Origin of the sequence: Paroceanicella profunda (assembly GCF_005887635.2) — a bacterium.
Lineage (GTDB): Bacteria > Pseudomonadota > Alphaproteobacteria > Rhodobacterales > Rhodobacteraceae > Paroceanicella > Paroceanicella profunda.
Map to the genome: position 1 here is coordinate 1263273 of NZ_CP040818.1, position 22358 is coordinate 1285630.

A 22358-nucleotide genomic window follows, 5' to 3' on the forward strand; every position below is an offset into this window, starting at 1 on the left:
AAAACGAATCATGGGGAGGAATGCCGTGTTCACCGCATCGATGAAATTCGACCTCGGCGAGGACATCGCGGCGCTGCGCGACCTCGTGCACCGCTGGGCGCAGGAGCGCGTGGCGCCGATGGCCGCCGAGATCGACCGCTCCAACGCCTTCCCGCCCGAGCTCTGGCGCGAGATGGGCGCGCTCGGCATCCTCGGCGTGACGGTGGATGAGGAGTACGGCGGCGCAGGCATGGGCTATCTCGCCCACACGGTGGTGGTGGAGGAGATCGCCCGCGCCTCCGCCTCGGTGTCGCTGTCCTACGGCGCGCATTCCAACCTCTGCGTGAACCAGATCCGCCTCAACGGCTCGGAGGCGCAGAAGCGCAGGTATCTCCCCGGGCTGATCTCGGGTGAGCACGTGGGCGCGCTCGCCATGTCGGAGGCGGGTGCCGGCTCCGACGTGGTGTCCATGCGCCTGCGCGCCGAGCGCCGGAATGACCGCTACGTGCTCAACGGCACGAAATACTGGATCACCAACGGCCCGGACGCCGACACGCTCGTGGTCTACGCCAAGACCGACCCGGAGGCCGGCGCCCGCGGCCTCACCGCCTTCATCGTGGAGAAGACGATGACCGGTTTCTCCACCAGCCCGCATTTCGACAAGATGGGCATGCGCGGCTCCAACACCGCCGAGCTCGTCTTCGAGGACGTGGAGATCCCCTTTGAGAACGTGCTGGGCGAGGAAGGGCGCGGCGTGAACGTGCTGATGTCCGGGCTCGACTATGAGCGCGTCGTGCTCTCCGGCATCGGCTGCGGGATCATGGCCGCCTGCATGGACCACGTGATGCCCTACATGCATGAGCGGAAACAGTTCGGCCAGAAGATCGGCGATTTCCAGCTCATGCAGGCCAAGATCGCCGACATGTACACCGCCATGAACACGGCGCGCGCCTATGTCTATGCCGTGGCCGGCGCCTGCGACCGTGGCGAGGTCACCCGGCAGGACGCCGCCGCCTGTGTGCTCTACGCCTCCGAGCGGGCGATGGAACAGGCCGTGCAGGCGGTGCAGGCCATGGGCGGCGCCGGTTTCATGAACGAAAGTCCGGTCTCGCGGCTGATGCGCGATGCGAAGCTGATGGAGATCGGCGCGGGCACCTCGGAGATCCGCCGCATGCTCTGCGGCCGCGAACTGATGCGGATCACCTCCTGATGGCGGTCCTGCACAGCGCCTTCGCGCCGGGATCGGAGGCGGCCCGGGCCAACCGCGCCGCCCATGAGGCCGCCCTGGCCGAGGTGGCCGAGGCCGCCCGCCTCGCGGCCGAGGGCGGAGGCGAGGGCCCGCGCGCCCGCCACGTGGCACGCGGCAAGATGCCCCCGCGCGAGCGCGTCGCCAACCTGCTCGACCCCGGCTCCCCCTTCCTCGAGATCGGCGCCACCGCGGCGCACGGGCTCTACGACAGTGCCGCCCCCTGCGCCGGGCTCATCGCCGGCATCGGCCGCGTCTCGGGCCGCGAGGTGGTGGTGCTGTGCAACGACGCCACCGTGAAGGGCGGCACCTACTATCCCCTCTCGGTAAAGAAACACCTGCGCGCTCAGGAGATCGCCGCCGAGAACCGCCTGCCCTGCGTCTACCTGGTGGATTCCGGCGGCGCCAACCTGCCGAACCAGGACGAGGTCTTCCCCGACCGCGACCATTTCGGCCGCATCTTCTACAACCAGGCGCGCATGTCGGCCGCCGGCATCGCCCAGATCGCCGTGGTCATGGGCTCCTGCACCGCCGGCGGCGCCTATGTGCCGGCCATGTCCGACGTCACCATCATCGTGCGCGAGCAGGGCACCATCTTCCTCGCCGGCCCGCCGCTGGTGAAGGCCGCAACGGGAGAGGTGGTGACCGCCGAGGATCTCGGCGGCGGAGACGTGCACACCCGGCTTTCCGGCGTGGCCGACTACCTCGCCGAGGACGATGCCCATGCCCTCGCCCTCGCCCGGCAGGCGGTGTCGAACCTCGGCGCGGAGCCGGGCGCCCGCATCGCCCTGCAGGCGCCCGAGCCGCCGCTCTATGACCCGGCGGAGATCTTCGACGTGGTGCCCGCCGACCTGCGCACCCCCTACGACATCCGCGAGGTGATCGCCCGGCTGGTGGACGGCTCGCGCTTCGACGAGTTCAAGGCGCGCTTCGGCACCACGCTGGTCTGCGGTTTCGCCCATGTCGAGGGCTGCCCGGTGGGCATCATCGCCAACAACGGCGTGCTGTTCTCCGAGAGCGCGGTGAAGGGGGCGCATTTCGTCGAGCTCTGCTCGCAGCGGAACATCCCGCTGGTGTTCCTGCAGAACATCACCGGCTTCATGGTGGGCCGGAAATACGAGGCCGAGGGCATCGCCCGCCACGGCGCCAAGCTGGTCACCGCCGTCGCCACCACCGCGGTGCCGAAGATCACCCTGCTTGTCGGCGGCTCCTTCGGCGCGGGCAATTACGGCATGGCCGGGCGGGCCTACCAGCCGCGCTTCCTGTGGACATGGCCCACCAGCCGCATCTCGGTGATGGGCGGCGAGCAGGCCGCCGGCGTGCTCGCCACGGTCCGGCGCGAGGGGATCGAGCGCAAGGGCGGCTCCTGGTCGGCCGAGGAGGAGGCCGCCTTCAAGGCCCCCACGCTGGAGATGTTCGCCCGCCAGTCCCACCCGCTCTACGCCTCGGCGCGGCTGTGGGACGACGGCATCATCGACCCGCGCCGCAGCCGCGACGTGCTGGCGCTCTCCCTCTCCGCCGCGCTGAACGCCCCCATCGAAGAGACGCGCTTCGGCGTGTTCCGCATGTGAGGATGCCGTCATGATCCGCAAGATCCTCATCGCCAACCGGGGCGAGATCGCCACCCGTGTCATCGCCACCGCCCGCCGGCTCGGCATCGCCACGGTCGCGGTGTATTCGGACGCCGACGCGGCCGCCCTGCACGTGGAGATGGCCGACGAGGCGCTGCGCCTCGGCCCGGCCCCCGCCGCCGAGAGCTACCTGCGCGGCGATCTCGTCATCGCCGCGGCACAGGCTTCGGGAGCGGATGCCATCCACCCCGGCTACGGCTTCCTCTCGGAGAACCCCGGCTTCGTGGAGGCGGTGGAGGCCGCCGACCTCACCTTCATCGGCCCCTCCGCCGCCGCCATCCGCGCCATGGGGCTGAAGGACGCCGCGAAGCGGCTGATGGAGGAGGCGGGCGTGCCCGTTGTCCCCGGCTATCACGGCGAACGGCAGGAGCCGGAGTTCCTCGCCGCCGAGGCCGCGCGCATCGGCTTCCCCGTGCTGGTGAAGGCGCGCGCCGGCGGCGGCGGCAAGGGCATGCGCCGGGTGGACCGCCCGGAAGACTTCACCGCCGCCCTGCTCAGCGCGCAGCGCGAGGCGCAGGCCGCCTTCGGCGACCCCGCGGTGCTGATCGAGAAATACGTAACCGCCCCGCGACACATCGAGATCCAGGTTTTCGGCGACAGCCACGGCAACGCGGTGCATCTGGGCGAGCGGGACTGTTCGCTGCAGCGCCGCCACCAGAAGGTGATCGAGGAAGCCCCCGCCCCCGGCATGACGCCTCAGATGCGCGAAGCCATGGGCGCTGCCGCCGTGCGCGCCGCGCAGGCCATCGGCTATTCCGGCGCCGGCACCATCGAGTTCATCGTCGACGGCTCCGACGGCCTGCGCGCCGACCGCTTCTGGTTCATGGAGATGAACACCCGCCTGCAGGTGGAACACCCGGTGACCGAGGCCGTCACCGGGCTCGACCTGGTGGAATGGCAGATCCGCGTCGCCTCCGGCGAGGCGCTGCCGCTGCGCCAGGCCGAGATCACCCTCACCGGCCATGCCTTCGAGGCCCGGCTCTATGCCGAGGATGCGGGTCGCGGCTTCCTGCCCGCCACGGGGCGGCTGGCCCATCTGCGCTTCCCGCCCGGCATCCGCGCCGATACCGGCGTGCGCACGGGCGATGAGATCAGCCCCTGGTATGACCCGATGATCGCCAAGCTGGTCACCCACGGGCCCACGCGGGAGGCCGCGCTGTCCGCCCTCGCCCGCGCGCTGGACGAGACGGAAGTGGCCGGCACGGTGACCAATATCGCCTTCCTCGCCGCCCTGGCCCGGCACGAGGGGTTCGCCGCCGGCGCGGTGGACACCGGGCTGATCGACCGGGACCTTGCCGCGCTGCTGCCCGGGGAGGGGCCGCCCGCGCCCTGGCTCCTGGCGCTCGCGGCCCTCGGCGCGGCCGGGCTGGACAGCCCGGCGCCCCGGCAGGGCTTCACGCTCTGGGCGCCGCTGCGCCGTTCGCTGACGCTGGGCGTTGACGGTGCGCCGGTGCGGGCCATCATCGAGGTGAGGGGCCCGGGCCTGTTCACGGTGGAGATCGGGGCGGAACGCCTCGCCATCGCCCTGCACGCGCGGGGGGCGGAGATCGACGGCCGTCACCGCGCCGCCCGCATCCTGCGCCATGGCGCGGGGGTGAGCGTCTGGAGCGGCGGCCAGGCCTGCCACGCCACCCTGACCGACCCGCTCACCGCCGCCGCGGAGGCCGGCCCGGGCGGAGACATGGTACTGGCGCCCATGCCGGGGCTGGTGAAACATGTCGGCGTCACGGCCGGCGCCGCGGTCGGGAAAGGTCAGCCGCTGGCCATACTGGAGGCAATGAAGATGGAACACACACTCACCGCGCCGCGCGACGGCACCATCGCCGAGGTGCTGGTGGCCGAGGGGGATCAGGTGACCGACGGCGCGCTTCTGCTGCGGCTGGAGGCGGAGGCATGAGCCGCGACGTCATCCTGTTCGAGATGGGCCCGCGCGACGGGTTGCAGAACGAGAAGCGCCCCATCGCCACCGGCGACAAGGTGGCGCTGGTGGACATGCTCTCGGCCATCGGTTTCGCGAAGATCGAGGTCACCAGCTTCGTCTCGCCGAAATGGGTGCCGCAGATGGCCGACGCGGCGGAGGTGATGACCGCCATCGCCCGCCGCCCGGGCGTGGCCTACACCGCCCTCACCCCGAACCTGCGCGGGCTCGAGGGCGCGCTGGCCGCGAAGGCGGACGAGGTGGCGGTGTTCGGGGCTGCCTCCGAGGGGTTCTCGCGCGCGAACATCAACTGTTCGGTCGCGGAAAGCCTGGAGCGCTTCCGCCCGGTGGCGGAGGCGGCGCTGGCCGCCGGCGTGCCGGTGCGCGGCTATGTCTCCTGCGTGACCGACTGCCCCTATGACGGCCCCGTGGCCCCAGCCGCCGTGGCCCGCGTGGCCCGGGCGCTGGCCGACATGGGCTGCTACGAGGTGAGCCTGGGCGACACCATCGGCCACGGCACGCCCGAGAGCATCGGCGCCATGCTCGACGCCGTGCTCGCCGTGCTGCCGGCGGAGCGCCTCGCCGGGCATTACCATGACACGAAGGGCCGCGCGCTGGACAACATCCGCGTGAGCCTGGAGCGCGGCCTGCGCGTGTTCGACGCCGCCGTGGGCGGGCTGGGCGGCTGCCCCTACGCCCCCGGCGCGCGCGGCAACGTGGCCACGGAAGCGGTGCAGGGGCTGATGGAGAGCCTCGGGTTCGACACCGGCCTGGATGTCGAGGGCCTTGAAAGGGCGGCCGCATTCGCCCGTTCCCTGCGCAGCGAGGAGGCAAGCGCATGAACACGATCCGCATCGAGACCGACGCGCGCGGCGTGGCCACCCTCACCCTCGCGCGGCCGGACAAGCACAACGCCATCTCGGCGGAGATGATGTCCGAGCTCGCCGCCGCCGCCGAGAGCCTCGGCATGGACAGCACGGTGCGCGTGGTGGTTCTGGCAGGCGAGGGCGCGAGCTTCTGCGCCGGTGGCGACCTCACCTGGATGCAGGAGCAGTTCGCCGCCAGCCGCAAGCAGCGCGAGAAGGAGGGCCGGCGCCTCGCCCGCACCTTCGGCGCGTTCAACGACCTGCCCAAGCCGCTCATTGCCCGGGTGCATGGCGCGGCCTATGGCGGCGGGCTGGGGCTGGTCTCGGTCTGCGACATGGTGGTCGCGGCCGAGGAGGCGCGCTTCGGCTTCACCGAGACGCGGCTGGGGCTGATCCCCGCCACCATCTCGCCCTACGTGATCGCCCGCATGGGCGAGGGCCGGGCGCGGCAAGTGTTCATGTCCTCGCGCATCTTCGGCCCGGCGGAGGCGGTGGCGCTGGGGCTGGTGGGGCGCGTGGTCCCTGCCCCGGACCTCGACGCCGCCATCGAGGCCGAGGTGGCGCCCTACCTGGGCGTGGCGCCGGAGGCGGTGGCCGCCTCCAAGGCGCTGGCCCGCTCGCTGGGCCCGGTGATCGACGACGCGGTGATCGACGACACCATCCGCCGCCTGGCCGACACCTGGGAGGGCGCGGAGGCGCAGGAGGGCGTGGGCGCCTTCCTGGAGCGGCGCAAGCCCTCCTGGAAGGCCTGAGGCGCCCGGGCCCCGGCGCGCTCCCTGTGCCGGCCGGTGCGGGCGGAGCGGCGGTCAGCCCCGGGCTCAGGCGGCCCGAGGGCGGGCGGCGCCGGGCCCCGCCACGCCGGCGCGCGCTTGACGGGTGCGGGCTGGCCGGGGAAGAGTGTCGCCATGAAACGCATCGTCCTCACCCGCCGCTGGCCCGCCACCGTCGAAGCCATCCTCTCGGAGCGCTATGACGCCGTCCTCAACCCCGATGACCGGCCGCTGTCCGCGTCCGAGCTGCGCACCGCGCTGGAGGAGGCGGACGCCGTCCTCACCACGGTGACGGACAGGCTGGACGCGGACATGCTGAAACCCGGCATCCGCGCGCAGATCCTCGGCAATTTCGGGGTGGGCATCTCGCATATCGACCTCGCCGCGGCGCAGGCCGCCGGGCTCGCGGTGGTGAACACGCCGGGCGTGCTCACCGATGCCACCGCAGATATCGGCATGACCCTGCTCCTGATGACCGCCCGCCGTGCCTCCGAGGGCGAGGCGCTGGTGCGCGCCGGCAAATGGACGGGCTGGACCCCGACCCAGCTCATCGGCAGCCATGTGACGGGCAAGACCATCGGCATCGTGGGCATGGGGCGCATCGGCATGGCCATGGCCCGGCGGGCGCATTACGGCTTCGGCATGGACGTGGTGTTCCACAACCGCTCGAAAGTGGCGGAGACCGGCATTCCCGGCGCGCGGCAGCTCCCGCTGGAGGAGGTGCTGGCGGAGGCCGATTTCCTCTCGCTCCACTGCCCCGGCGGCGCTGAGAACCGCCACCTGATCGACGCGGCCGCCCTCGCGCGCATGAAGCCCACGGCGCATCTCATCAACACCGCGCGCGGCGAGGTGGTGGACGAGGCGGCGCTGGTGGCGGCGCTGAAGGCCGGGAAGCTGGCCGGCGCCGGGCTCGACGTGTTCGAGGCCGAGCCGACGCTGCACCCGGAGCTTGCCGGCCTGCCGATGGTGAGCCTGCTGCCCCATCTCGGCTCGGCTACCGACGAGACCCGCCACGCGATGGGCATGAAGGTGGTCGACAATCTCGACGCCTTCTTCGCCGGGAAGACTCCGCCGGATCTCTGCTGAGCTTCAGCCGGCGTTCGGCACGTCGAGCACCGGTGTCGCCCCCAGCGGCACCGGGCCGATGCGCACCTGCCCGCCGGAGAAGGTGAGCGGTGCGCGCAGCGTCTCCGGGTCTCCCGAGAGCATGGCGACCACGCCCAGCCCGGCCTCCAGCGTGCCGTAGAGGTCGCGCGGCACCAGCCCCGCTTCCACCGCGGTCTGCAACATGCGCTTCCAGTTCTCGGCGGTGATCTCCAGCTCGCCCTCGGGCTGGCCGAGCTGGTTCACCTTCAGCCGCCCCCGGGCGGAGAAGCGCAGGTCGCCCCACTGGATGTCGGCCTTGCGCAGCACCATCGCGCTCAGCACCGGCTTGCGCCCCTCCACGGAGCGGCGGTTCCAGGCGCTGTCGAAGGCAAGCGTGGCGTCGAAGGACACGTGGTCCAGCAGCGGGTCCAGCAGGCCCTTGTCCTCGATCAGCCCGCGCAGCATGTCGGGGATCTCCAGCCGCCGCGCCTCCAGCGAGGCATCGTAGGAATTCTGCGGCGCGCTGCCGTCCGCGGCGCGTCGCACCGCCAGCACCCCGTGTTCCAGCGTCGCCTCCCAGCCGAGGGAGGAGCGCGCCGTCACCCCGTCCATCTCGATGGTGGACTGGTCCAGCCCCAGCGCCGTGGAGGGCTGGAAGCGCACCGAGCCGCGCAGGGTGCGGCCGTTCACCGTCACGGTTTCCTGCGGGGTGGAGATGCGCTGGTCGCCCGGCCAGGCGGCGATGATGTGGTTGGGCTGATAGGCGAGCGCCATCACCTCGAACTCCGGCGCATGCCAGGCCCAGCCCTCTGCCGGCTCGGCCAGCGAGAGCTCCGTCACCTTCGTGTCGAAACGGAAGGGATAGCCGGTGACGGAGATGTTTCCGGCCTCCGCCAGCCAGCCCTCGGAGCGCCGGTCCGCCAGCCAGGCCTCATAGGCCTTCTGCTGCGCGCCGGCGGCGAAGACCCACCAGCCGGACCAGCCGAGCACCACGAGCAGGATCAAAACAAGGAGCGTCCGCAGTCTCAGTGTGGGAAAGTTCATGCTCGACCTCTACATATGGCGCCAGTCCGTCATATAGGCTGCCGGGGAAAGGATCGAGAAGATGCGCGACGAATTCTGGGTGTTCGGCTACGGCTCGCTGATGTGGAAGCCGGGGTTCGAGTTTGTCGAACGGGTGGTGGCGGACCTGCACGGCTATCAGCGCCGCTTCTGCCTGCGCTCCATCCGCTATCGCGGCACGCCGGAGGCGCCCGGGCTGGTGCTGGCGCTGGACCATGAACCGGGCGCGGTGTGCACCGGCATGGCCTACCGTGTGTCCGCCGCCGTGGCCTCGGAGGTCTACCGCTACCTGCGCCAGCGCGAGATGGTCACCGGCGCCTACCTCGAATCCCTCCACCCGCTGCGCCTGAAGGACGGGCGTGACGTGGAGGGGCTGGCCTATTCCGCCGCGCCCGACCACCCGCAATACGCCGGGCGGCTGAGCCTCGCCGAGCAGGCCCGCATCATCGCCGCGGCCGAGGGGCCGGCCGGGCTGAACCGGGACTACCTGTTCTCCACCCTCGAACACCTGAGCGGCATCGGCATCGCCGACCCGGAGCTGGAGGCGCTGGCGGCGGAGGTGCGGGCCCTCACCGGCGCCGTCAGCGGCTGAGCGGCCTTCAGAAGGCGCGGAAGGTCAGCGTGGTGAGCGAGCGGGTGATGCCGGGAATGTTGGCGATGTTGTCGCTGATCCACTTGCCGACATCCACGTTCTCCTCGAGGTAGACCTTCATGAGCAGGTCGAAGTCACCGCTCGTGGAGTAGAGTTCGGAAACGATCTCGCGGCGGTAGATCTCGTCGGCGACCTCATAGGTCCTTCCGGGATTGCAGCGCAGCTGGACGAAGATGCAGGTCATGTCAGGGGTCCTCCGGTCACTGGCCGATGAAAAGCACGGATCGCGCCCGGATGGTAGGGGCGCGTTGAAGCGCCGGGGGAAAGGCGCTAGGAGAGAGCGTCATTGCTGGAGGGCGCGCGATGCTCAAGACCCGGATCATCCCCTGTCTCGACGTGAAGGACGGCCGTGTCGTCAAGGGCGTCAACTTCGTCGACCTGATCGACGCGGGAGACCCCGTGGAGGCCGCCCGGGCCTATGACGCCGCCGGCGCCGACGAGCTGTGCTTCCTCGACATCGCCGCCACGCGGGAGAACCGCGGCACCATCTACGACCTGGCCCACCGCACCGCGCAGCAATGCTTCATGCCGCTTACCGTGGGCGGCGGGGTGCGCAGCCCGGAGGACGTGCGCGCCCTGCTGCTGGCCGGAGCCGACAAGGTGAGCTTCAACTCCGCCGCCGTGGCGGACCCGGAGGTGATCGCCCGCTCGGCGGAGAAATTCGGCAGCCAGTGCATCGTGGTGGCCATCGACGCGCGCACCGTTTCCCCCGGCAAGTGGGAGATCTTCACCCATGGCGGCACGAAGGGCACCGGCATCGACGCGCTGGAATTCGCGAAGCTGATGGAGGCGAAGGGCGCGGGCGAGATCCTGCTCACCTCGATGGACCGTGACGGCACCCGCGCCGGCTTCAACATCCCGCTCACCCGCACCATCGCCGACGCCGTGTCCATCCCGGTGATCGCCTCCGGCGGCGTGGGCACCCTCGACCACCTGGTCGAAGGGGTGCGCGACGGCCATGCCTCCGCCGTGCTCGCCGCCTCGATCTTCCATTTCGGCGAGGCGACGATCGGCGAGGCGAAGGAACACATGAAGGCGGCGGGCATTCCCGTGCGCCTGGTCTGAGGGAGGGTGCGATGAGCGTTCTGGAACGGCTTTCCGCCACCATCGAGGCGCGCCGCGGCGCCGATCCCGCAAGCTCCCACACCGCGAAGCTCCTCGCCAAGGGGCCGCTGAAATGCGCCGAGAAATTCGGCGAGGAGGCGGTGGAGGCCATCGTGGCCGCGGCGTCGGACGACCGGGACAACCTCACCTACGAGGCTGCCGACGTGCTCTACCATCTCATGGTGATGCTCGCCTCGCGCGAGGTGTCGCTGGCGGCGGTTCTCGCCGAGCTGGAGCGCCGCGAGGGCACGTCCGGCATCGCCGAGAAGGCCTCCCGCGGCTGAACCGGCCGCTCAGGCCTGCGCGGTGCGCGCGCCGGGCCCGGTGGAGAGCAGGGCCGCCACGCGCTTGCCGAACCAGGTGAGGTGCAGCTCGCCGAGCGTCAGGTCCGCGAGGCCCTTCTCCAGCAGTTCGAACGCCCAGGTCGCGGACAGGGTGGCCCCCGTCTCCAGCCTGGACAGGGCGGAGCGCTCTTCGTCCGTGAGCTCCGCAGCGGCGTCAGAAATCTTGCACATCTTCTCCCGACCTTCGGTTGTCTGACAGGGTTTCCGGAGACAGTCTGTCCCGGTCACGGAGGGAGAACTGTATCGGACGTCACATTGTTCCGAAGATATTTACGCAGCCGCGCGGTATGGCGCGCGTGCAACACCCGGAGCGGCGGCCCGGGCCGCCGGCGGCGGCGGATTCTGCGCCCCGCCACGTGGGCCCTCCTTCGCCGGCGGGGGGATTTCGAAGTAAGCTATTGATTCATAAAAGCATATTTCCCCTGTCGTGCGGGCTTTACATTCCCTGAAATGGGCTGTAAACACCGTCTCGTTCCGCCAAGATGCGGCGTCACCGGGTGTCCGGTTTGTGCGCCGCAGTTGTCATTGGTGGAAGAGCCGGGGAATGGCACCGCCCGGTTTCAGACTGACAGTGCCACGGTGGGGCGGGTAGCTCAGCGGTAGAGCAGGTGACTCTTAATCACTTGGCCGAGGGTTCGATCCCCTCCTCGCCCACCACATTCCTCTCTGTCACACATGGATGATCCGAAGCGCCCTCGCGGCCCGCGGGACCGTTACCGCCCGGTTACCGAGCGCGGGGGCTCCGGTGCATGGAACGGCCGTTTCACCCTTCGGCGCCCGTGGCTGCTTGCGGGAGCAGTCGGGCGGCGCGCCGGAACAGGTGCCGCTGCGGCGTGCGGTATGCCGCAGCGCAAGCGCGGTGTGGCGGAGGCGGTCAAGCACAGCGCTCCGGGCGGACGCACGTCAGGGGGAAGCCGGCTGCCTGCTCGCGCCCGAGCGGATGCGCGCGGCGGGGGACGGGTGCCCCGGAGCGCGCGCGGCGGGCGGATCATTTGCCTGCGCGAGCGGACTGCAATAGACAATAATCCAGACGGATCAGTTCTTTCCACGGGCGGTGGCATGGCAGCGGGTGAAGACGACCGGACAGTGCTCAGCCGTGCCGCCCTGGGTGACAAGGCGGCCATGCGGGTGCTCTACGAGCGCCACCACGACCCGCTCCACGCCTTCCTGCGCGCCCGCTGCCGGGACGAGGCGCTCGCCAGCGACGTGGTGCACGACGCCATGCTGGAGGTCTGGCGCAGCGCCGGGCGCTTCAGCGGGAAATCCTCCGTACGCACCTGGATCTTCGCCATCGCCCGCAACAAGCTGGTGGACAGGCTGCGGCGGGGCGGGGCGCTGTCCTTCGTGGAGGAGGTGCCGGACCTGCCGGACGAGGCGCCGGACGCCGAGGCCGTGCTCGACGCCGCGCAGAACGCCGCCCGGGTGCGGGCCTGCCTCGACCGGCTCAAGGCGATGCATCTCGCGGTGATTCGCCTCGCCTTCTACGAGGGCCTGCCCTACGACGAGATTTCCCGGGTGGAGGGCATCCCGGTGGGCACGGTGAAGACCAGGATCTTCCACGCCAAGCAGGCGCTTCTGCACTGCCTCGGGCGGCGCCGCTAGCCCGGGGGCCGGCCAGCGCCGCACGGGCAGGGCGGCGTGTGCGACCGCCCTGTCCGTTGCGGGCACGACGGCTCAGGCAACCCGGTGCGATCCGTCGGGTGAATTCGGACCTGTGCATTCCGGCCGTCGCGACCGGGCAGGGCGCGCGCCCTCCGGGTTCAGGGCCGCGCCACGGCGGTCACCAGTTCCGGCCGGGCGCGCAGCGCGGCTTCGCCGGCGTCCCGCGCGGCATCATCGGCGAAGGTGAGGGTGAAGAGGCCGAGGGCGCCGGGCCCGTCGGTGACCGTTGCGCCGAGCGCGACCAGAAGGGCGGTCACCTGCGCCAGCGGCGCGTCATCGGCGAAAGCCACCTGCAGCGCGGGGCCGGTGAGTGTATCGCTCACCGGCCGGTAGCCCGCCGGCCCCCGCCCGGGCAGGTAGGGCACCGCCGCGAGCTGCCAGACGAGCACCGCCGCCGCCGCGATGCCTGCCACCTGCAGCGGCGAGAACCGCCGGGTGGCGTTCGCCGGCACGCCGGTGCGCTCCGCCTCGATGCTGCGGGAGAGCCGGTCCCAGCCGGCCGCGCGCGCGGCCGCCGGCGGGGCCTCGGCGCCCAGGGCCGCGGCGGCGGCGCGCAGCGCGGCCAGTTCGGCGCGCAGGGCGGGGCTTTCCGCCAGCTCGGCCTCGAAGCCGGCCGCCGCATCGGGGTCCAGGCGGCCCTGCATGTAGGCCAGAAGGTGATCGTCGGAATCCATGTCATGCCCCAAGTCCGGTTCCTGCGCAGTCTCCGCGAGTTTCGCGCCAAACGGAAGGTGCCGCGCGGAAGGAGGGGGCAGGGCGGCGGCCGCGCTGCGCCCCGCGTGCCGCCGTGTTCGGGAGTTGGTCGCGCGGGGGCGGGGCAGGGTTCAAAGATTTTCCGTCCCTGCGGCTGACTGGAACGCCAGACTGTGAGACGGTTCACAGACCGACCGGGAGTTCACACCGAAAAGGGCCCATGACCAGAGACCATGCCCCCCGCTGCCAGATCACGGCCCCGCTTCTGGGCATCGCCCTTGCGCTCGCGGGGTGCTCCCCCTCCTACACGCTCAATCCGCCGCCGCCGGAGCAGATCCGCGCCGATGCCGGGATGGTGTTCGACGCCCAGGAGATCCTGGCGCTGACCTCGACGCCGCAGGCCGCCGAGGCCCTGCGCGCCGGGGCCGGGGCCGAGGGGTTCGTGTTCCGGGAGCAGCGCGCGCTGCCGGCGCTGGAGCTGTGGATGCTGCGGTTCGAGTTCCCCCTGCCGCTGGACGGGCCCGGCGCCATCGCGGCGCTCGAGCGCATCGAGACCAGCGCCACCGCCGGGGTGAACCACGCCTACAGCCTCGCGGCCGGGCCGGTCGGCAGCCGCTTCGCCTATGCCGACGCGCTGGTGGGCTGGCCCGGCGGAGGCTGCGTCTCGCAGGGGCCGATCGGCATGCTGGACACCGGGGTGGACGTGACGGCGCCCGGCGTCGCCGGCGCCCGGGTGGTTTCGGAGAGCTTCGCGCGCGGTGCGCCGGCGCCGGAGGGCCACGGCACCGATGTGGCCAGCCTGCTGGTCGATCCGGTCCGGCTCGGGGGGGTGACGCTCTACAGCGCCGGAGTGGTGGGCCAGTCCGCCAGCGGCGCGCGGGTGGCGAGCGTCGACAGCATCCTCGAAGGGCTGGACTGGCTGGGCAGCCAGGGGGTGCGCCTAGTGAACGTGAGCCTTGCCGGCCCCTACAACAAGCTGCTCGATCGGGCGGTGGACCGGGCGAACGCGCATGGCATGACCATCGTCGCCGCCGTGGGGAATGACGGCGCCGAGGGCGCGCCGCGCTACCCCGCCGCTCTGCACAACGTGCTGGCGGTGACGGCGGTGGACGCCCGGCGCGCCATCTACCGCAACGCCGTGCAGGGGGATTTCGTGGATGTCGCGGCCCCGGGGGTGAACGTGCTCCTGCCCGGCGGCGACACCCGCTTCGCGAGCGGCACTTCCATCGCCGTGCCCTTCGTCACCGCCTGGCTGGCCTCGGACCCGGAGCTCTATTCCGCGGATGTCGCCACGATCCGCGCAGCGCTGGCGGACAGCACGATGGACCTCGGTGCGCCGGGGCCCGACCCGGTGTTCGGGGCAGGGCTTCTGCAGGCCGGCTCCGGCTGCGGCGCGGACACGCGGATGGCCGGGGCGCCGGCGCACTGAGGAGGGCCGGGAACCTGCCGCCCGCTGCACGGCTGCGACCAATCGAGAGGCAGCGGCGGATGTCCGCGCGCTGGGGCGGCTCTCTGGCCGCATGGCGGCAGCGGTTCAATTGGCCGCATGGCGGCAGCGGGCCGGATGGACGCGTGGCGGCAGAGGGCCGCGCGGACCGGGGGGTCCGGCGCGGCCCGCTGGGGGGTGAGGGCGTCGGGACGCCTGCGCGGCCTGCGTCTGCCCTCGGCGGGGCCGGGGGCAGACGGTGGGGCCTCAGCCGGCGAGGAAGGCCAGGATGTCCTGGTTGATCACGTCGGGGTACACGCCGGCCATGCCGTGCGGGTAGCCCTCGTAGGTCTTCAGCGTGCCGTTCTGCAGCAGCTTCGCGGAGAGCGGGCCGGAATCATCATAGGGTACCACCTGGTCGTCGGTGCCGTGCATCACCAGCGCCGGCACGGTGATCTTCTTCAGGTCCTCGGTGAAATCGGTCTCCGAGAAGGCCTTGATGCAGTCGTAATGCGCCTTCGCGCTGCCGACCATGCCCTGCCGCCACCAGTTGCGGATCAGGCCCTCGCTCACCTTCGCGCCCTCGCGGTTGAAGCCGTAGAACGGGCCGGTGGGCAGGTCGATGTAGAACTGCGAGCGGTCGTCGGCGAGGGCCTTGCGCAGGCCGTCGAACACCTCGATGGGCAGGCCGCCGGGGTTCGAGTCCTTCTTCACCATCACCGGGGGCACCGCGGCGATGAGCACCAGGCCGGAGACGCGGCCCTCCTTGGCGCGGGCCACGTAATGGGCCGCCTCGCCGCCGCCGGTGGAATGGCCGATGTGCACGGCGCCCTTCAGGTCCAGCGCGTCGGTGAGCGCGGCGACATCGGCGGCGTAGGTGTCCATCTCGTTGCCGGTGTCGGTCTGCGAGGAGCGGCCGTGGCCGCGGCGGTCATGCGCGATGACGCGGAAGCCCTGCCCGATGAAGAACAGCAGCTGCGGGTCCCACTCGTCGGCGGTCAGCGGCCAGCCGTGGTGGAAGACGAGCGGCTTGCCGTCGCGCGGGCCCCAGTCCTTGTAGAAAATGGACACGCCGTCGGGTGTGGTCACGAAGTTCATGTCTTCGGCTCCTTGAGTTTCAGTCGGGGAAGCTGGGGGTGTGGTCTGGGCGAACGTCCGGGACACGGAGGCAAGCATGGCGATGCTCGCACCGCCCAGGACGACCTCCCTGCGGTTGAAGCCATCTGTGTGCTGATCTGGCATGTCGGTCTCCTGGCCTTGTCTCATGCGTTGACGCGGGCGGGCGGGGCCCGCGGCCCGGCCCGGTCGGGCCCGGACGCGGGCAAAAGCTGCGCGGAACCGGCCGCGGCCGCCCTCCGGGTGGCAGATGGCAGGCGGGCCGGCCGCCTCCGGGGAAGGGGCTGGCCCGCAAGCGCATCCCCGGCGGAGGGCCGCAGCCGGTTCCGCGCATGGCGACGACGGGGGAAGGCCGCGGCACGCTGGCCGGAGCGCCCGTCGGCCACCCTTCTCACAGGGTGCGGCCAGTCGGGCATTTCCGTCAGCCTGGGTCCGTTTTCTCCATCCGCTCATGCGTGAATGTCTTGAGGGGGAAGGTAGCATGTGGCCGGGGGGCATTCTGCTATTCGGGGGGCCGGACGGTCTTATACGAAGGTGTATGGCGCTCACCGAAGCGTATGGAAAAGCCGGCTCCGCGCCGTGCCGAACCGGGGGGGCCGCCCCCGCGCCGCTCAGCCCCGGGCGGCCTGCTCGTTCAGCGCGGAGGCGAGCTGCATGGCGAAGCGCGCGGAGGCCACCGGCAGGGTGCGGCCGCGCATCTGCCCCAGGATCAGGCTGCCCGGCGGGATGTCGCGCCCGGAGATGGCGCGAAAGCGCAGGCTGCCGTCCGCCGGGGCCTTCAGCCCGATGGGGATCTGGAAACCCAGGGCGCGCTCGTGCAGCACGTAGTGGCGGATGAGGTCGAAGCTCTCCGTCTCCACCACCGGGTCCAGCCGGCGGCCGATGCGCCGGGCGGCGAAGTCCAGCAGGTGGCGCACGCCATAGGCGGTGGAGGGGGCCACATGGGGGTGGTCGAGGCAATCGCGCAGGCGCAGCTCGGTCTTGGCCGCCAGCGGATGGTCCGCCGCCATCACCACGTTCACCGGCTGCGGCAGGGTTTCGATCACCTCGAAATCCACCAGGTACACCGGCTCGAACACCAGCGCGAGGTCGGAGGAATAGCTGGCCAGTTCCGCCTCGGCCTGGGCCCGGTCGCGCACGTTCACGGTGAAGGTGACGCCGGGGTGCGCCATGCGGTAGCGGGCAATCTGCTCGGGCAGGAAATACGGTGCCAGCGCCTGCGAACAGGCGATGGAGACATGGCCGCGGCGCTCCCCGGCGAGGTCCGCCACCTGGCTCTGGACGCGGGAGAGGTCGGAGCGCGTGGCGCGGTAGTGGTGCAGCAGCAGCTCTCCCGCCGGGTTCAGCCGCACGCCGCCGGGCAGGCGCTCGAAGATCTCGGCGCCGAACTCCTCCTCGAAGCGGCGGATTCGCCGGTTCAGCGCCGAGGCGGTGAGGTTCATGTCCTCCGCCGCGCGGCGCATGGAGCCCATTCGCGCCACGGATTCGATCAGCCGGAACGTGTACAAGTGTTTCATCTGGAGTGCTTTTCTGGCAGGTGGTGCCGAAAATGCACCGCATTGGTGAAATCCTAGCAATTTTCGCGAACGCCTCAAGCGTGCAGGCTGTGCGCAATCCGTTTCCCCGTTCCCACGCCGAGGCCCCAGATGACCCAGACCCGACGCAGCTTCCTGAAAACCGGCGCCGCCCTGATGGGGGCCCTGCCGTTCGCCCGCGCCCTTCCGGCCGCCGCCGCCACCGACACGCTGGTGGTGGTGAGCGGGCAGACGATCAACTCCCTCGACCTGCACCGCACCGGCACCAACCGCGCCAGCTACCAGATCGCGGTGAACTGCTACGACCGGCTGGTGACCTTCGGCCAGAAGGAGGCCCCGGGCGGCGGGCTGAGCTATGACTACGCGAAGATCGAGCCGGAGCTGGCCGAGAACTGGACCATCTCGCAGGACGGGCTCACCCTCACCTTCACCCTGAAGGACGCCACCTTCCAGGACGGCTCGAAGGTCACCGCGCATGACGTGAAATGGTCCTTCGACCGGGCGGTGACCGTGGGCGGCTTCCCCACCACGCAGATGAAGGCCGGCGGGCTGGAGCGCCCGGACCAGTTCGAGGCGGTGGACGACAAGACCTTCGTGGTGAAGCTCGACAGGCCCTCCAAGCTGTCGCTGCCCGATCTCGCGGTGCCGGTGCCCTTCATCATCAACTCCGCGCTCGCGAAGAGCCACGCCACGGAGGCCGACCCCTGGGCGATGGAGTACCTGCACAAGAACACCATCGGCTCCGGCGCCTACAGCGTGAGCCGCTGGACCCCGGGCCAGCAGGTGGTCTACGAGCGCTTCGACGGCTGGGTGGGCGGCCCGGCGCCGAAGGTGAAGCGCATCATCGTGCGCGAGGTGCCCTCCGCCGCCACCCAGCGCGCGCTGGTGGAGCGCGGCGACGTTCAGGTGGCCTTCGACATCCCCGACAAGGACGCGGCGGAGCTGGCCGACAGCCTCACCGTGGTCTCCACCCCGATCGAGAACTGCATCCACGCCCTGTGCCTGAACACGAACTTCGCCCCCTTCACCGACCCCGAGGTGCGCAAGGCCATCGCCTGTGCTGTGCCCTACGAATCGATCTTCCAGGCGGCGGCCTACGAGCGCGGCGCGCCGCTCTGGGGCGGGCCGGCCGAGATCACCGACACCGCCTGGCCGCGCAAGTCGCCCTATGACACCGACCTGGAGAAGGCGAAGGCCCACATGGCGGCCTCCGGCCATGCCGACGGGTTCGACGTCACCCTCTCCATCTCCACCGACCTCGCCACCTGGATGGAGCCGGCGGCGCTGCTGATCCAGGAGGCCGTGGGCAAGATCGGCATCAACGCCACGGTTGAGAAGATCCCCGGCGCGAACTGGCGCACCGCCTGCCTGGTGGAGAAGCGCCTTGCCATGCACCTGGAGAATTTCGGCGGCTGGCTGAACACGCCGGACTACTACTTCTTCTGGGCCTACCAGAAGGGCCACCTGTTCAACTCCTCCAACTACTACAACGAGGAGGTGGAGCAGCTCACCAACGAGACGCTGCACATGGCCATGGATGACCCGGAATACGCGCCCAAGATCGAGCGCATGTTCCGGATCGCCTTCGAGGACCTGCCGCGCATTCCGCTTTACCAGCCGGCGCTGAACGTGGCGATGAACGGCGCGGAGGGCTACGAGTTCTGGTTCCACCGCCAGCTCGACGTCCGCTCCCTCGGCGCGGCGGAAAGCTGAGCCATGGCGGGCCGCTGGAAAGCCGTGGGACTGCGCGTCGCCCAGTCGGTGCCGGTGGTGCTGGGGGTGGTGGTGATCTCCTTCCTGCTCACCCGCGCCCTGCCGGGAGACCCGGCGGTGCAGTTCGCCGGGGCGGCGGCCACGCCGGAATCGATCGAGCAGGTGCGCGTGGCGCTCGGGCTGGACAAGCCGCTGCTGCAGCAGTTCCTCATCTACTGCGGGCAGCTGCTGCAGGGGGACCTGGGCCAGTCCGTTTCCACCGGGCGGCCGGTGGCGGAGGAACTGGCCGCCCGGCTGCCGGCCTCGCTGGAGCTCACGCTCACCGCGCTCATCCTCTCCTGCGCCGTCGCCATCCCGCTGGGGGTGCTGGCGGCCACGCGGCCGGGAAGCTGGGTGGACCAGCTCTGCCGGCTGCTGGTGACGGCGGGGGTCTCGCTGCCCACCTTCTTCACCGGCATCGTGCTGATCTACGTGTTCTACTACCTGCTGGGCATCGCGCCCTCGCCGCTGGGCCGGCTGGACTTCGTCTATCTGGAGCCGGACCCGGTGACCGGGTTCTATCTGATCGACGCGGCCCTGATGGGGGATTGGGAAACCTGGTTCGGCGCGCTGAAACAGCTCGTGCTGCCCGCCATCACACTGGCGCTCTTCACCCTTGCCCCCCTTGCGCGGATGACCCGGGCGGCCATGCTCTCCGCCCTCTCGGCGGATTTCATCCGCACGGCGCGGGCGGCGGGCCTGAGCCGGGGCAAGGTGCTCTACGGCTACGCCTTCCGCAACGCGCTGCTGCCGGTGGTGACCACGCTGGGCATGGTATTCTCCTTCGTGCTGGGCGCCAACGTGCTGGTGGAGAAGGTCTTCGCCTGGCCGGGCATCGGCTCCTACGCGGTGGAGGCGCTGGTGGTCTCCGACTATGCCGCCGTGCAGGGCTTCGTGCTGTCGATGGCGCTGCTCTTCGTCGCCCTCAACCTGGTGATCGACCTCGCCTATTCGGTGATCGACCCGCGCTTCGGAACGGAGGCGAAATGACCGCCCCTGCCGAAACCCCCACCCGCTCCGGCACGCTGGTCCACGTGGCCTACGTGCTGCGCGAAAACCCGGTGACGGCGCTGTCCTTCGCGCTCTTCGCCTTCTTCCTCGGCTCGGCCCTGGTCGGGCCCATGCTGGTGCCCTACGACCCGCTGGCGACGGAAGCCGCCATCGCCCTGCAGGCGCCCTCCGCCGCGCACTGGTTCGGCACCGACAGTCTGGGGCGCGACGTGTTCTCCCGCGTGATCGTGGCAACAAGGCTCGACCTGGTGATCTCGGTGGCCGCGGTGGCGCTCTCCTTCGTCGTGGGCTCGGTGCTGGGCGCCGTGGCGGGCTATCGCGGCGGCTGGACCGACATCGTCCTCAACCGGGTGCTGGACACCATCATGGCCTTCCCGCTCTTCGTGCTGGCCATGGGCATCGTGGCGGCGCTGGGAAACTCGGTGGCGAACATCATCTACGCCACCGCCATCATCAACGTGCCCTTCTACGCAAGGCTGGTGCGGGCCGAGGTGAACATCCGCCGCGAGGCGGGTTTCACCCAGGCCGCGAAGCTTGCGGGGAATTCCGACGCCCGTGTGGTGGCCTTCCACATCTTCCCCAATGCCCTGCCGCCGATGATGGTGCAGGTCTCGCTCAACCTCGGCTGGGCCATCCTGAATGCCGCGGGGCTGAGCTTCATCGGGCTGGGCGTGCGCCCGCCCACGCCGGAATGGGGCATCATGGTGGCCGAGGGGGCGAACTTCATCGTCTCCGGGGAATGGTGGCTCGCGCTCTTCCCCGGCCTGTGGCTGATGCTCGCCGTCTTCACCTTCAACCTGATGGGCGACGGTCTGCGCGACATCGTCGACCCCCGCCGGAGGACCTGAGATGCTGTCGATCAAGGATCTGCAGGTCGCCTTCCGCACCCGCCGGGGCGAAGTGGAGGCGGTGAAGGGCATCAGCTTCGAGCTGGCGAAGGGCGAGCGGCTGGGGATCGTGGGCGAGAGCGGCTCCGGCAAGTCCGTCACCTCCTACGCGCTGATGCGCATTCTCGATGCGGGCGGCCGCATCAAGGCCGGCGAGGCGGTCTATTCCGGCATCGACCTGCGCCGGGCGTCGGAGCGGAGCATGAAGGCGCTGCGCGGCCGCGAGATCTCGATGATCTTCCAGAACCCGCGTGCCGCGCTGAACCCGATCCGCAAGGTGGGCCACCAGATCGAGGACGTGCTGCGCCAGCACGCCCGCGCCACCCGCGCCGACGCCCGCGCGAAGGCCATCGCCGCGCTGGAGGCGGTGAAGATCCGCGACGCGGAGGCCCGCTACGAGGCCTATCCGTTCGAGCTGTCGGGCGGCATGTGCCAGCGCGTGGTCATCGCCATCGCGCTCGCCTGCGACCCCAAGCTGCTCATCGCCGACGAGCCGACCACCGGGCTCGACATCACCACCCAGAAGGCGGTGATGGACCTGGTGGGCGAGCTGGTGAGCGCCCGCGCCATGTCCTCCATCCTCATCACCCATGACCTCGGTCTGGCCGCGGAATACTGTGACCGGATCGTGGTGATGAAGGACGGGCGGATCGTGGAGGAAGGCGCCCCGGCGGAGCTGTTCGTGCGCCCGGTCCACGCCTATACCCGCAAGCTGGTGGACGCCACGCCGCGCCCCGGCGCCAGCCTGCGCGCGCTGTTGCCGGAGGCCGAGCGCACGCCGCTGGCGCCCCGCACCGTCTCCGCCACGCCGCTGATGGAGGTGCGCGGCCTCACGAAGACCTATGCCGGGAAATCCGGCCCTGTGCATGCGGTGAAGGGCGTGGATTTCACCGTGCATGAGGGTGAGAGCGTGGGGCTGGTGGGCGAGAGCGGCTGCGGCAAGTCCACCACCTCGGCCATGCTGGTGCGGCTGCTCGACGCCACTTCCGGCGAGATCCGCTTTCGCGGGGCCGATCTGGCCGCGCTGCCCGCAGCCGGGTTCGCGAAGCACCCGTTGCGCGCGAAGATCCAGATGGTGTTCCAGGACGCGACCGACAGCCTCAACCCGCGCCATTCCGCCCGGCAGTCCATCGCCGAGCCGCTGAAGCGCATGACCGGGCTCTCCGGCGCCGCCCTCACCGCGCGGGTGGAGGAGCTCGCGCATCTGACCGGCCTGCCGCCGCACCTGCTCGACCGGTTTCCGCATCAGCTCTCCGGTGGGCAGAAGGCGCGCGTTGGCATTGCCCGGGCCATCGCGCCGGAGCCGGATTTCCTCATCCTCGACGAGCCCACGGCGGCGCTCGACGTCTCCATCCAGGCCGTGGTGCTGAACCTGCTCGCGGACCTGCGCGCCCGGCTGGGCATGTCCTACCTCTTCGTGAGCCATGACCTGAACGTGGTGCGCCTGCTCTGCGACCGGGTGATCGTGATGAAGGGGGGCGAGATCGTCGAACAGGGCCCCACCGAGCGGGTGATGACCGACCCCGCCTCCGACTACACGCGCACCCTGCTCTCCGCCGCGCCGAAGGCGCCGGCGCCGGCCTCCGTGTCTCCCGCAGCCTGACCACGCAGCTTCAAG

The 22358-nt window shown here is 70.8% G+C and carries 21 protein-coding genes and 1 tRNA gene; 16 read left to right on the forward strand and 6 right to left on the reverse strand.

Annotated elements, in window-relative coordinates:
- Nucleotides 1-25: 25 nt before the first annotated feature.
- The 6 genes from FDP22_RS05700 to FDP22_RS05725 all read left to right on the forward strand — a co-directional run bounded on the left by FDP22_RS05700 (nucleotide 26) and on the right by FDP22_RS05725 (nucleotide 7496).
- Nucleotides 26-1189, forward strand: coding sequence for an isovaleryl-CoA dehydrogenase (locus FDP22_RS05700; RefSeq protein ID WP_138575721.1), 1164 nt, complete (start codon nucleotides 26-28; stop codon nucleotides 1187-1189).
- Nucleotides 1189-2796 (forward strand): carboxyl transferase domain-containing protein, encoded by a 1608-nt coding sequence (locus FDP22_RS05705; RefSeq protein WP_138575722.1) that lies wholly within the window; start codon nucleotides 1189-1191, stop codon nucleotides 2794-2796. The genes FDP22_RS05700 and FDP22_RS05705 overlap by 1 nt, the downstream gene beginning before the upstream one ends.
- A 10-nt stretch (nucleotides 2797-2806) precedes the next feature.
- Nucleotides 2807-4753 (forward strand): acetyl-CoA carboxylase biotin carboxylase subunit, encoded by a 1947-nt coding sequence (locus tag FDP22_RS05710; RefSeq protein ID WP_138575723.1) that lies wholly within the window; start codon nucleotides 2807-2809, stop codon nucleotides 4751-4753.
- On the forward strand, nucleotides 4750-5616 hold the full coding sequence (locus FDP22_RS05715) for a hydroxymethylglutaryl-CoA lyase (protein ID WP_138575724.1): 867 nt from the start codon (nucleotides 4750-4752) through the stop codon (nucleotides 5614-5616). The genes FDP22_RS05710 and FDP22_RS05715 overlap by 4 nt, the downstream gene beginning before the upstream one ends.
- Nucleotides 5613-6392, forward strand: a complete 780-nt coding sequence (locus tag FDP22_RS05720; RefSeq protein WP_138575725.1) for a crotonase/enoyl-CoA hydratase family protein — start codon at nucleotides 5613-5615, stop codon at nucleotides 6390-6392. The genes FDP22_RS05715 and FDP22_RS05720 overlap by 4 nt, the downstream gene beginning before the upstream one ends.
- Before the next feature lie 153 nt (nucleotides 6393-6545).
- Nucleotides 6546-7496 carry a 2-hydroxyacid dehydrogenase gene (locus tag FDP22_RS05725; protein ID WP_138575726.1) on the forward strand — a complete coding sequence of 317 codons (951 nt, stop codon included), beginning with the start codon at nucleotides 6546-6548 and terminating at the stop codon, nucleotides 7494-7496.
- A gap of 3 nt (nucleotides 7497-7499) precedes the next feature.
- On the opposite strand, the gene FDP22_RS05730 is transcribed toward FDP22_RS05725, so the two are convergent.
- Entirely contained in the window at nucleotides 7500-8540 is a 1041-nt protein-coding gene (locus FDP22_RS05730; protein ID WP_138575727.1) for a DUF2125 domain-containing protein, read from the reverse strand.
- A gap of 61 nt (nucleotides 8541-8601) precedes the next feature.
- Here FDP22_RS05730 and FDP22_RS05735 point away from each other — a divergent pair, with 61 nt between their 5' ends.
- On the forward strand, nucleotides 8602-9150 hold the full coding sequence (locus tag FDP22_RS05735; protein WP_138575728.1) for a gamma-glutamylcyclotransferase: 549 nt from the start codon (nucleotides 8602-8604) through the stop codon (nucleotides 9148-9150).
- Between the two features lie 7 nt (nucleotides 9151-9157).
- Here the strand turns inward: FDP22_RS05735 and FDP22_RS05740 are convergent, their stop codons facing one another.
- Nucleotides 9158-9394 carry an Lrp/AsnC ligand binding domain-containing protein gene (locus FDP22_RS05740; RefSeq protein ID WP_138575729.1) on the reverse strand — a complete coding sequence of 79 codons (237 nt, stop codon included), beginning with the start codon at nucleotides 9392-9394 and terminating at the stop codon, nucleotides 9158-9160.
- A gap of 119 nt (nucleotides 9395-9513) precedes the next feature.
- On the opposite strand from FDP22_RS05740, the gene hisF reads away from it, so the two are divergent.
- Nucleotides 9514-10275, forward strand: a complete 762-nt coding sequence (gene hisF / locus FDP22_RS05745; RefSeq protein ID WP_138575730.1) for an imidazole glycerol phosphate synthase subunit HisF — start codon at nucleotides 9514-9516, stop codon at nucleotides 10273-10275.
- Between the two features lie 11 nt (nucleotides 10276-10286).
- Nucleotides 10287-10598, forward strand: a complete 312-nt coding sequence (locus FDP22_RS05750; RefSeq protein WP_138575731.1) for a phosphoribosyl-ATP diphosphatase — start codon at nucleotides 10287-10289, stop codon at nucleotides 10596-10598.
- 9 nt (nucleotides 10599-10607) lie between these two features.
- Here FDP22_RS05750 and FDP22_RS05755 read toward each other — a convergent pair whose 3' ends face one another.
- Nucleotides 10608-10829, reverse strand: coding sequence for a hypothetical protein (locus FDP22_RS05755; RefSeq protein ID WP_138575732.1), 222 nt, complete (start codon nucleotides 10827-10829; stop codon nucleotides 10608-10610).
- A 411-nt stretch (nucleotides 10830-11240) separates the two neighbouring features.
- On the opposite strand from FDP22_RS05755, the gene FDP22_RS05760 reads away from it, so the two are divergent.
- Both FDP22_RS05760 and FDP22_RS05765 read left to right on the forward strand, forming a co-directional pair.
- Nucleotides 11241-11315: transfer RNA gene (locus FDP22_RS05760), tRNA-Lys, on the forward strand.
- Nucleotides 11316-11717: 402 nt separating this feature from the next.
- Nucleotides 11718-12260, forward strand: coding sequence for an RNA polymerase sigma factor (locus FDP22_RS05765; RefSeq protein WP_138575733.1), 543 nt, complete (start codon nucleotides 11718-11720; stop codon nucleotides 12258-12260).
- A gap of 158 nt (nucleotides 12261-12418) precedes the next feature.
- Here the strand turns inward: FDP22_RS05765 and FDP22_RS05770 are convergent, their stop codons facing one another.
- Entirely contained in the window at nucleotides 12419-12994 is a 576-nt protein-coding gene (locus tag FDP22_RS05770; protein ID WP_138575734.1) for a hypothetical protein, read from the reverse strand.
- Between the two features lie 239 nt (nucleotides 12995-13233).
- On the opposite strand from FDP22_RS05770, the gene FDP22_RS05775 reads away from it, so the two are divergent.
- The gene (locus FDP22_RS05775) at nucleotides 13234-14442 is read left to right on the forward strand and encodes a S8 family serine peptidase (RefSeq protein ID WP_239031879.1); all 1209 of its coding nucleotides are present in this window, start codon (nucleotides 13234-13236) and stop codon (nucleotides 14440-14442) included.
- Between the two features lie 264 nt (nucleotides 14443-14706).
- Here the strand turns inward: FDP22_RS05775 and FDP22_RS05780 are convergent, their stop codons facing one another.
- A complete protein-coding gene (locus tag FDP22_RS05780; RefSeq protein ID WP_138575735.1) occupies nucleotides 14707-15537 on the reverse strand; it encodes an alpha/beta fold hydrolase in 831 nt (276 codons plus the stop codon).
- 629 nt (nucleotides 15538-16166) lie between these two features.
- Nucleotides 16167-17072, reverse strand: coding sequence for a LysR family transcriptional regulator (locus FDP22_RS05785; protein ID WP_138575736.1), 906 nt, complete (start codon nucleotides 17070-17072; stop codon nucleotides 16167-16169).
- Between the two features lie 129 nt (nucleotides 17073-17201).
- Between FDP22_RS05785 and FDP22_RS05790 the strand changes: the two genes are divergently transcribed.
- From FDP22_RS05790 to FDP22_RS05805, 4 genes are read left to right on the forward strand one after another with little or no spacing between them, the layout of a single operon-like run.
- Nucleotides 17202-18803 carry an ABC transporter substrate-binding protein gene (locus FDP22_RS05790; RefSeq protein WP_138575737.1) on the forward strand — a complete coding sequence of 534 codons (1602 nt, stop codon included), beginning with the start codon at nucleotides 17202-17204 and terminating at the stop codon, nucleotides 18801-18803.
- A gap of 3 nt (nucleotides 18804-18806) precedes the next feature.
- Nucleotides 18807-19832 (forward strand): ABC transporter permease, encoded by a 1026-nt coding sequence (locus FDP22_RS05795; RefSeq protein WP_138575738.1) that lies wholly within the window; start codon nucleotides 18807-18809, stop codon nucleotides 19830-19832.
- Nucleotides 19829-20701: an ABC transporter permease gene (locus tag FDP22_RS05800; RefSeq protein WP_138575739.1), complete on the forward strand. Its 873-nt coding sequence runs from the start codon at nucleotides 19829-19831 to the stop codon at nucleotides 20699-20701. Before FDP22_RS05795 ends, FDP22_RS05800 begins: the two co-directional genes overlap by 4 nt.
- A gap of 1 nt (nucleotide 20702) precedes the next feature.
- Entirely contained in the window at nucleotides 20703-22343 is a 1641-nt protein-coding gene (locus FDP22_RS05805; protein WP_138575740.1) for a dipeptide ABC transporter ATP-binding protein, read from the forward strand.
- The last annotated feature ends 15 nt before the right edge of the window (nucleotides 22344-22358 follow it).

Bases quoted from the DNA above. Each gene is read 5' to 3' on its own strand.
- FDP22_RS05775 (WP_239031879.1), top strand. From the start codon at position 13,234: ATGACCAGAGACCATGCCCCCCGCTGCCAGATCACGGCCCCGCTTCTG.
- FDP22_RS05740 (WP_138575729.1), bottom strand. From the start codon at position 9,394: ATGACCTGCATCTTCGTCCAGCTGCGCTGCAATCCCGGAAGGACCTAT.
- FDP22_RS05735 (WP_138575728.1), top strand. From the start codon at position 8,602: ATGCGCGACGAATTCTGGGTGTTCGGCTACGGCTCGCTGATGTGGAAG.
- FDP22_RS05720 (WP_138575725.1), top strand. From the start codon at position 5,613: ATGAACACGATCCGCATCGAGACCGACGCGCGCGGCGTGGCCACCCTC.
- hisF (WP_138575730.1), top strand. From the start codon at position 9,514: ATGCTCAAGACCCGGATCATCCCCTGTCTCGACGTGAAGGACGGCCGT.
- FDP22_RS05780 (WP_138575735.1), bottom strand. From the start codon at position 15,537: ATGAACTTCGTGACCACACCCGACGGCGTGTCCATTTTCTACAAGGAC.
- FDP22_RS05785 (WP_138575736.1), bottom strand. From the start codon at position 17,072: ATGAAACACTTGTACACGTTCCGGCTGATCGAATCCGTGGCGCGAATG.
- FDP22_RS05790 (WP_138575737.1), top strand. From the start codon at position 17,202: ATGACCCAGACCCGACGCAGCTTCCTGAAAACCGGCGCCGCCCTGATG.
- FDP22_RS05715 (WP_138575724.1), top strand. From the start codon at position 4,750: ATGAGCCGCGACGTCATCCTGTTCGAGATGGGCCCGCGCGACGGGTTG.
- FDP22_RS05805 (WP_138575740.1), top strand. From the start codon at position 20,703: ATGCTGTCGATCAAGGATCTGCAGGTCGCCTTCCGCACCCGCCGGGGC.
- FDP22_RS05755 (WP_138575732.1), bottom strand. From the start codon at position 10,829: ATGTGCAAGATTTCTGACGCCGCTGCGGAGCTCACGGACGAAGAGCGC.
- FDP22_RS05800 (WP_138575739.1), top strand. From the start codon at position 19,829: ATGACCGCCCCTGCCGAAACCCCCACCCGCTCCGGCACGCTGGTCCAC.
- FDP22_RS05730 (WP_138575727.1), bottom strand. From the start codon at position 8,540: ATGAACTTTCCCACACTGAGACTGCGGACGCTCCTTGTTTTGATCCTG.
- FDP22_RS05725 (WP_138575726.1), top strand. From the start codon at position 6,546: ATGAAACGCATCGTCCTCACCCGCCGCTGGCCCGCCACCGTCGAAGCC.
- FDP22_RS05750 (WP_138575731.1), top strand. From the start codon at position 10,287: ATGAGCGTTCTGGAACGGCTTTCCGCCACCATCGAGGCGCGCCGCGGC.
- FDP22_RS05705 (WP_138575722.1), top strand. From the start codon at position 1,189: ATGGCGGTCCTGCACAGCGCCTTCGCGCCGGGATCGGAGGCGGCCCGG.
- FDP22_RS05765 (WP_138575733.1), top strand. From the start codon at position 11,718: ATGGCAGCGGGTGAAGACGACCGGACAGTGCTCAGCCGTGCCGCCCTG.
- FDP22_RS05710 (WP_138575723.1), top strand. From the start codon at position 2,807: ATGATCCGCAAGATCCTCATCGCCAACCGGGGCGAGATCGCCACCCGT.
- FDP22_RS05795 (WP_138575738.1), top strand. From the start codon at position 18,807: ATGGCGGGCCGCTGGAAAGCCGTGGGACTGCGCGTCGCCCAGTCGGTG.
- FDP22_RS05770 (WP_138575734.1), bottom strand. From the start codon at position 12,994: ATGGATTCCGACGATCACCTTCTGGCCTACATGCAGGGCCGCCTGGAC.